Genomic DNA, 1,108 nt, shown 5'->3' with positions numbered 1-1,108 from the left:
GCGCTGCGTTGCAGAGAGCGTATGCACGGTGCCAGCAACTGTGACTATCCCTGCAGGACAGAGCTATGTCTACTTTAGTGTTAGCGGTATAGAAGTAGGCTCCACCCAAATTGAAGCAACAGCAGAAGGAGCTACGGCAGCCGAGCCATTTGTAGTAGAGGTGGTCACACCAACCGTCATATTCAATAGTCTAGATGTCAATAGAACAACGTCTAGTGTGCGGGATGACTTTTCAATCTCATTGCGAGTGCCTGGTGCACGGTATCAGGATAATCAGTATGCGCTCACTGCGTTAGCTGTGAATGTCAGTTTGAGCGATCAGGCCCCAGCAGGGGTCGTCAATGGAATCTATGACCAATCAGGAAATCTGATTACTCAAATTACTATCCCAAAAGGCCAAGTGCGGTCAACAAGTGGTTATGTGGCACAACCAACTGCGGCCGGCACGTACCGAGTCAGTGTAGATATCAGCGGGATCGTGAATGTTAAGTCTGATTTACAGACTGTGAGTGCGGCGCAGGAAGGATTGCGGCTTGGCCGAGAGAATGGAACCAAAGCTGTTGTGGGCAAAGGGCTGTATAGCTACTACACGGGAGAAGTGTATGTAGAGAGGTTGATCAACGGCGCAGCTGGGAGTGGTGCTAATGCGGTGACAGTGAGCCTGCGCTGCGTTGCAGAGAGCGTATGCACGGTGCCAGCAACTGTGACTATCCCTGCAGGACAGAGCTTCGTCTACTTCAGTGTTACCGGCATAGATATCGGCTCCACCCAGATCGAAGCTACCGCTGCAGGTTTTGATAGCTCGGTCCTGAATACCGAAACGATTAGCCCATTGATGTCTTTAAGAAATGTTCCAGGTAGCCTGAAGGCTGGGCAGACTTACAACTCAGTATTTGTAAGTGCCATTGTTCCTGGAGCGCGATATCAGGATTATCAGTATCCAGCAACTAATCTCACAATCACTTTCTCTAGTTCGATCCCATCAGTGGGTACGGTGACAAACACTGTGAATTGGGCTGCAAATTCGAGTAGTTCCTCCTATGCCACCTTCACCGCCATATCCCCCGGCACCACCCAAATCACCGCCAGCAGCCCCGGCTTTGTACCG

1 protein-coding gene is annotated in these 1,108 nt (G+C 50.8%); it reads left to right on the top strand.

Annotation, left to right across the window (positions count from 1 at the left end; all coding sequences use genetic code 11):
• Nucleotides 1–40: 40 nt before the first annotated feature.
• Nucleotides 41–1,108: hypothetical protein (locus LPW39_RS13955; RefSeq protein WP_230776054.1), on the top strand; the 1,068-nt coding region annotated here is incomplete at its 3' end.

Source organism: Comamonas koreensis (genome assembly GCF_021026195.1).
Lineage (GTDB): Bacteria > Pseudomonadota > Gammaproteobacteria > Burkholderiales > Burkholderiaceae_C > Comamonas > Comamonas koreensis.
The sequence above is the reverse complement of the archived record's forward strand: the minus strand, read 5'-3'. Positions and strand labels throughout refer to the sequence as shown.